At 79.2% G+C, this 6,932-nt stretch carries 5 protein-coding genes and 1 pseudogene; 1 reads left to right on the forward strand and 5 read right to left on the reverse strand.

Annotated features, from left to right (window positions below; translation table 11 throughout):
• The 3 genes and pseudogenes from HLB09_RS10800 to HLB09_RS10810 all read right to left on the reverse strand — a co-directional run.
• Positions 1-228, reverse strand: a pseudogene (locus tag HLB09_RS10800) (hypothetical protein); the annotation flags it as partial.
• Complete coding sequence (locus HLB09_RS10805) at positions 225-1,205, reverse strand: ROK family glucokinase (protein ID WP_171203388.1); 981 nt, start codon at positions 1,203-1,205, stop codon at positions 225-227. The gene HLB09_RS10805 and the pseudogene HLB09_RS10800, both read right to left, overlap by 4 nt.
• Positions 1,206-1,387: 182 nt before the next feature.
• Entirely contained in the window at positions 1,388-2,329 is a 942-nt protein-coding gene (locus HLB09_RS10810) for an ROK family glucokinase (RefSeq protein WP_171203384.1), read from the reverse strand.
• 245 nt (positions 2,330-2,574) lie between these two features.
• Here HLB09_RS10810 and HLB09_RS10815 point away from each other — a divergent pair, with 245 nt between their 5' ends.
• Positions 2,575-4,368 (forward strand): AMP-dependent synthetase/ligase, encoded by a 1,794-nt coding sequence (locus HLB09_RS10815; protein ID WP_171203385.1) that lies wholly within the window; start codon positions 2,575-2,577, stop codon positions 4,366-4,368.
• On the opposite strand, the gene HLB09_RS18585 is transcribed toward HLB09_RS10815, so the two are convergent.
• Together HLB09_RS18585 and HLB09_RS10825 are read right to left on the reverse strand one after the other, a co-directional pair.
• On the reverse strand, positions 4,356-5,570 hold the full coding sequence (locus HLB09_RS18585; RefSeq protein ID WP_171203386.1) for a glycosyltransferase family 4 protein: 1,215 nt from the start codon (positions 5,568-5,570) through the stop codon (positions 4,356-4,358). The genes HLB09_RS10815 and HLB09_RS18585 overlap by 13 nt on opposite strands.
• Position 5,571: 1 nt before the next feature.
• On the reverse strand, positions 5,572-6,932 hold a 1,361-nt coding region (locus HLB09_RS10825; protein WP_212770909.1), incomplete at its 5' end, for a hypothetical protein.

A 6,932-nucleotide genomic window follows, 5' to 3' on the forward strand; every position in this document is an offset into this window, starting at 1 on the left:
GGAGACGGTGACGACGTGCGGGGCGTCCGACCGGCGCAGCAGGGGCAGCGCCGCCTGCGTCACCCGGACGACGCCGACGGCGTCGCAGGCGGCGGCCCGCAGCACCTCGGCCACGGCGTCGGTCCCCGCGCGCAGCCCGTGGACGTTCCACGTCAGGACGCGCAGCACGCCCGGGGCGCCCGCACCCGTCGTCCCCGGCCCCGCCGGCGTCCCCGGCCCCGCCGTCATCCCCAGCCCCGCGAGAGGTCGGCGGCGCCGACCAGCCCCGCGTCGGGGCCGAGACGGGCGCGCACGATCCGGGCCTCCGGGCGGTGGCCGCGGCCGGTGAGCGTGCGCCGGAACTCCTCGCGCGCCGGCCCCAGCAGCAGCTCGCCGGCGTCGCTCACGCCCCCGCCGATGACGAAGGTGCCCGGGTCCAGCGCGGCGGCGAGGTTGGCGATGCCCGTGCCGAGCCAGCGCCCCGTGTCCTCGACGACCTCGACCGCCGCCGGGTCGCCCGCCAGCGCCGCGGCGGTGACGACGGGCCCCCGGACGGCCTCCGGGTCGCCGCCCGCCCCGGCGAGGAGGGCGTGGGCGAAGGGCGACCCGCCGCGCGCGAGCTCGCGGCCGTCGCGACCGATGGAGTTGCCGGACGCGTACTGCTCCCAGCACCCCCGGCCCCCGCACTCGCAGCGCCGCCCGCCCGGCACCAGCACCATGTGCCCGAACTCGCCGGCGATGCCGTGGCGACCGCGCTGCAGGCGCCCGTCGTTGACGACGGCGCCGCCGATGCCCGTCCCCAGCGTGATGACGACGAGCCGCGGCTCGCCGCGCCCCGCGCCGAAGCGGTACTCGGCCCACGCCGCGGCGTTGGCGTCGTTCTCCACGAGCGTCCGGCGTCCCACGCGGCGCCCGAGCCGGGCGCGGACGCGCATCTCGACGGCCTCGCGCAGGGGCTCGTCCCGCCACGCGAGGTGGGGGGAGAACACGACGGTCGACCGGGTGGCGTCCACGAAGCCCGCGGCGCCGATGCCGACCGACACGACGTCGTGGTGGGCCGACAGCTCGGCCACGAGCTCGGCGATGAGGTCCTCGACCGCCTGCGGGCTGCGCGTCGGGGTGTCCCGGCGCGCCCGCGCGACGACGCGGCCCTGGGCGTCGACGACGCCCGCCGCGACCTTCGTCCCGCCGATGTCGATGCCGATCGCCAGGCCGTCGCCGATCATGGCGCGCCGCGCCTGGCGCCGGAGGCGCTCGCCCGCCTGGAGCCGGCGCAGCCGGCGGACCTCGTCGACCTCGGCGCGCTCCCCGAAGAGGGGCTGGCGGGACCGCGCCGCGCGCCGGCGCTCCGCCGGCGTCGGGACGGCCTCGCCCCGGCGCGGGCGCGGGCCGTCCCCGGCGCCGGTGATCACGAGCGGTCGGCGAGGTGCGCGACGCCGACCATCCCCGCGTCGTTGCCGAGCTCCGCCCGGTCGATGCGGGGCAGGTCGCGGTGCTGGGAGGCCGTGAGGGCGCCCGCGAAGGCGCGGCGCATGGGGTCCAGCAGCAGCGCCCCCGCCGAGCTGACGCCCCCGCCGACGAGGATCGTGCCGGGGTCCAGCACGGCGGCGAGGCTGGCGGCGCCCTCGCCGAGCCAGCGGCCCAGGGTGGCCACGAGCTCGACGGAGGCCTCGTCGCCCTCCTCGGCCGCTGCGGTGACGTGCGGCCCGGTGACCTCGGCCGGGTCGCCGCCCGCGAGCTCGAGCAGCCGGGCGGCCCGGGCCGGGTCGGTGGCGGCCAGCGAGCGGGCCCACCGCACGAGCGCCTGCCCGGAGCCGTACTGCTCCCAGCAGCCCGTCCGCCCGCACCCGCACTGCTGGCCGTCGGGGACGACGCGCAGGTGCCCGACCTCGGCGGCCATGCCGCCGGTGCCGCGCACGAGCTCGCCGTCGAGCACGATCCCGCCGCCGAGGCCCGTGCCCACGGTGAGCAGCACCATGTCGCGGGCGCTGCGGCCCCCGCCGTGGACGAACTCGCCCCAGGCGGCGGCGTTGGCGTCGTTCTCCACCACCACCGGCAGGTCGACGCGCTTCTCGACCTCCTCGCGCAGCGGCTCGTGCCGCCAGGCCAGGTTGGGCGCGAAGACCACGGTCGAGCGCGACGCGTCGATGTAGCCCGCGGCCGCGACGCCGACGCCGGTGACGTCGTGCTCGGCGCGCAGCTCCGCGACGGCGTCCGCGACGGCGTCCTCGATGGCCTCCGGGTCCGTGGCCGGCGTCGTCCGGCGCGTCCTCGCGAGGACGGCGCCGCTCTCGTCCACGACGCCCGCGGCGATCTTCGTGCCGCCGATGTCCACGCCGATCGTGCTCATGGGTCTCCCGTCTGGCAGGTGAGCGGCCGGCCCCGGCTGCGGGGCGCACCGGTGCCCGGACGGGGTCGGTGCCGCCCGGGGAGGCTAGCGGCCCGCGGGCGGCGCCCCGGCGGGCGTCGGAGCACCCGGTCGGGCGAGGCCACCACCCTCGCAGGGCCCTACGCTGGGGGCCACCGGCCCGAGGCGGCGCCGGGACCGGCGTCGCCGGGCCCGAGGCCCGGGCCCCGAGCGTCGAGGAGCCGTCCGTGCGCGAGTCCAGCCGACCCCCGCTCGTCGAGGTCGACCACGGCAGGAGCCTGGCGCAGCTCGTCGTGGACGCCGCGCGCGAGGTGCCCGAGGCCGTGTCCTTCCGGCGGCCCGACGGGTCCGGCGGCTGGACCGACGTCACCGCGGCCGCCTTCCTGGCCGACGTCGAGGCGGTGGCCCGCGGCCTCGTCGCCGCCGGCGTCGAGCCCGGCGACCGCGTCGGCCTGCTGTCGCGCACCCGCTACGAGTGGACCCTCGTCGACTTCGCGATCTGGACCGCGGGCGCCGTCACCGTCCCCATCTACGAGACGTCCTCGCGCGACCAGGTGGCCTGGGTGCTCGAGGACTCCGGCGCGCGGTGCGTCGTCGTGGAGACGGCGGTGCACGCCGGCCTCGTCCAGCGCGCCCGGCCGGAGGGCGACGACGGGCCGACCTGGGCCGTCGAGGACGGCGGTCTCGACGAGCTGCGGCGGCTGGGCCGTGACGTCGACCCGGCGGAGCTCGACCGCCGCCGCGCCGCCCTCACGTGCGACTCCCCCGCCACCCTCATCTACACGTCGGGGACGACCGGGCGCCCGCGCGGCTGCGTCCTCAGCCACGGCAACTTCCTCGTCCTGGCCGAGAACGGCGCCGCCCTGCTGCGCGACCTCGTGCGGCGCGAGGACGCCTCGACCCTGCTCTTCCTCCCCCTCGCGCACGTCCTGGCCCGCTACATCCAGGTCCTCGCCGTCGTGTCGCGGACGCCGCTCGGGCACACGTCGGACCCCAAGCACCTGGCCGACGACCTGGCCTCCTTCCGGCCGACCTTCGTCCTCTCGGTGCCGCGCGTCTTCGAGAAGATCTACAACGGGGCGGAGGCGAAGGCCGACGCCGCCGGGCGCGGGGACCTCTTCCGCCGGGCCGCCGGCGTCGCCGAGCGCTGGAGCCGGGCCCAGGACGCGGGCGGCCCGGGGCTGGGCCTGCGCCTGCAGCACGCCCTCTTCGACCGCCTCGTGTACGGGCGCGTCCGGGCGGCCATGGGTGGTCGGCTCGACTTCGCCGTCTCGGGGGGCGCACCGCTCGGCGAGCGGCTCGGCCACTTCTTCCGCGGCGTCGGCGTCACGGTGCTCGAGGGCTACGGCCTCACGGAGTCCACCGCCCCCACCGCGGTCGGCGTGCCCGACGAGCTGCGCATCGGCACGGTCGGGCGCCCGCTGCCCGGGACGTCCGTGCGGGTCGGGGACGACGGCGAGGTCCAGCTCAAGGGGCCGCACATCACGAGCGGGTACTGGCGCGACGAGGAGGCCACGCGGGCGGCCTTCGTCGACGGCTGGTTCCGCACGGGGGACCTGGGCCACCTCGACGACGACGGGTACCTGCGCATCACGGGCCGGTCGAAGGAGATCATCGTCACCGCCGCGGGCAAGAACGTCGCGCCGGCCGTGCTCGAGGACCGGCTGCGCGCCGCGCCCCTCGTGGGGCAGTGCATGGTCGTCGGCGACGGGCGCCCCTTCGTCGGGGCCCTGCTCACCCTCGACCCCGACATGCTGCCGCTGTGGCTGCGCAACCACGGCCTGCCGGAGGGGACGACGCCGGCCGAGGCGGCCGCGATGCCGGAGGTGCGCGCCGAGCTGCAGCGCGCCGTCGACAGCGCGAACGAGGCCGTCTCCCGCGCGGAGTCCATCCGCCGCTTCGCGGTGCTGCCGGCCGACCTCACGGAGGAGAGCGGCCACCTCACGCCCTCGCTCAAGCTCAAGCGCGCCGCCGTGCTGCGCGACCACGCCGACCGCGTGGAGGAGATCTACGCGTCCTGACCCCGCGCCCGCCTCCCCCGCCGGGCCGGGGGCAGGCGCAGCGCCGGGTCGGGCCCGTCCGGGACGGGGACCGACGGGTCGAGCAGCGCGCGCAGCCGCTCCACCTGGCCCTCCCAGGACCAGGCGGCGGACACCCACCGCCGTCCCTCGGCCCCCCAGGCGCGGGCGCGCGCCGGGTCGCGCAGGAGCCCCACGAGGGCGTCGGCCACGGCCGCGCCGTCGCGCCCGTCCACGACGACGCCGGTCCGGCCGGGCAGCACCGCGTCGGGGGCGCCGCCGGAGTCGCCCACCACCACGGGCAGCCCGCTGGCGGCCGCCTCGAGGTAGCAGATGCCGAGCGCCTCCGGCTCGAGACCGAGCAGGCGGGTGCGGGTGGGGACGGCGAAGACGTCCCCCGCGGCGTAGTGGTCGGCGGTCCGCGCCCACGGCACGCGGCCGGCGAGGACGACGGAGGAGCCCACGCCCAGACGGCGCACGAGGCGCTCGACGCGGCGGCGTCCCGGCCCGTCGCCGACGAGCAGGAGGACGGCGTCCGGCTCCCGGGCGAGCACGGCGGGCAGGGCCCGGACGAGCACGTCCTGCCCCTTGCGCGCCACCATGCGCGACACGCAGACGACGACGGGGCGCCCCTCGAGCCCGAGCTCGCGGCGCACCCGACCGCCCCCGGCGCCGGGGCGGAAGACCTCGGCGTCGACGCCCGGCACCAGCCGCTGCAGGCGCGACCGCCCGCGGGCGGACAGGGGTCGCGCCACCCGGGCCGCGCACCACGGGCCCAGGGCCGTGAGCACGTCGACCCGGTCCCCGACGGCCCGCAGGGCGGTCCGGGCCACCGGCAGGCTGGCCCACCAGGTCTCGTGGCCGTGCGTCGTCGCCACGACGCGGCGCACCCCCGCGCGGCGCAGCGCCGGGGCCATGAGCGCCAGCGGCGCCGCCGCCCCGAACCACACGCGGTCGCAGCCGTGCTCCCGGGCCGTCCGGGCCACCCGGGCCACGACCGCCGGCGTCGGCACGAGCAGCCGCGCGGGGTCGCGGACGACGGGGAAGGCGAGGCCCGCGTCGTGCTCGCGGTCCCCGGGCTGGCGCGCGGTGTGGACGACCACCTCCCCGGGGGGCAGCCGCGAGGCCACCGCGAGGACGAAGGACTCGATGCCGCCCGTGCGGGGTGGGAAGTCGTTCGTCACGACGAGGGTCCGGCCCGCCACCTCAGCCACCGTCCCCGGACGTCGCCGTGGCCTCGGGCGCGCCGGCGCCGGCGAGGGCGGCCATGTCCTCGCGCCACTGGGCCGTGAGGACGTCGAGGTCGACGCCGAGGACCCGCGGGACCGCGTCGGCGAGGGGCAGAGGAGCGACCCGCAGCCCGTCGCCCTCCTCCGCGTCTGTGTCCCCCACGCCCGAGTCCCCCGCGCCCATGTCTCTCGCGTCCGGGTCCCCCGCGCCCGGGTCCCCCGCGCCCGCGGCGCGACCGCTCGCGGCGCGCACGAGCTCGAGCAGGGCCGCTCGCCCGTGGCGGAGGTCGACCGTGCGGACGGCGAGCCAGGCGGCGGAGTAGGCCGGCGCCACCGTCCCGACCGCGGGGTCGAAGTCCGCGGCGGAGGGCAGCGCCACCGGTCCGCGCCCGGCCCGCACCTCGGCGAGCAGGTCGGCCGCCGCCACGTCGGGCCCCAGGCCGGCGCCCTCGTAGGCCACGAGCTCGGCGAAGCCCTCGGACAGCCACGGCGGCGGGTCGGCCGCGGCGCCGGCGCGGACGGCGACGTGGGTGGTCTCGTGCGTCAGCACGACCTCGCGGCCGAGCTCGCCGAGGACGTCGAGCGCCGCCGGGTTGACGACCACCCGGTCCACGGCGCCGGCCGCCCCCGGCGCCCCGGAGGAGCGGTCGGCGCCCGTCGTGAGCGCCGCCACCTGGTCGAGGCCGGCGGCGTCCTCGCGCCCGAGCAGGCGCACGAGCTGGTCGGCGTCGTCCGGCACGACGACGACGGTCGTGCGGGGCCACGCGGTGCCCCAGACGGCGTCGACGCGCTCCGCGGCGGCGTCCCCGAGGGCGGCCTGCTGCTCGAGGACCGGTCGCGGGGCCGTGCCGACCACGAGCGTGCGGCTGCCCCGCACGACGTCGACCGCGCCGAGGTCCCACACGTCGGGCCGCGAAGGCCCGTCGGCGTCGTCGGCGAGGAGCCACACGCCGCCCCGCTCGACGACGGTGAAGGAGCGCTGCCGCTGCTGGTCGACGACGTCGACGCCGTCGACGCGGTAGCGCAGGCGGACGTCGGCCACCCAGGCGGACCCGCCCAGCGCGGCCCGGCGGTCCTCCGCCAGCCGGGGCCCCTCCCCGACGACCTCGTAGGACCAGGCCGCCAGCGGCACCCGGGCCAGACCCAGGACGGTGCGCTCCTGCCGCTCGCGGAAGGCCGCGGCACCCGGGTCCACGAGGGCGAGGACCCCGTCGACGTCGTGGGCGAGGACCGCGGCCGCGCGGGCGTCGAGCAGGCGCTGCAGGGCGGTGCTGCGCTCGTCCGCCGGCGCCGCCTCCGCGGGCGCCCCCACGGACGACCCCGCACCGGCGACGGGCC

Source organism: Pseudokineococcus marinus, from assembly GCF_013004605.1.
Classification (GTDB): Bacteria; Actinomycetota; Actinomycetes; order Actinomycetales; family Quadrisphaeraceae; genus Pseudokineococcus; species Pseudokineococcus marinus.

Bases quoted from the DNA above. Each gene is read 5' to 3' on its own strand.
- HLB09_RS10805 (WP_171203388.1), bottom strand. From the start codon at position 1,205: ATGATCGGCGACGGCCTGGCGATCGGCATCGACATCGGCGGGACGAAG.
- HLB09_RS10810 (WP_171203384.1), bottom strand. From the start codon at position 2,329: ATGAGCACGATCGGCGTGGACATCGGCGGCACGAAGATCGCCGCGGGC.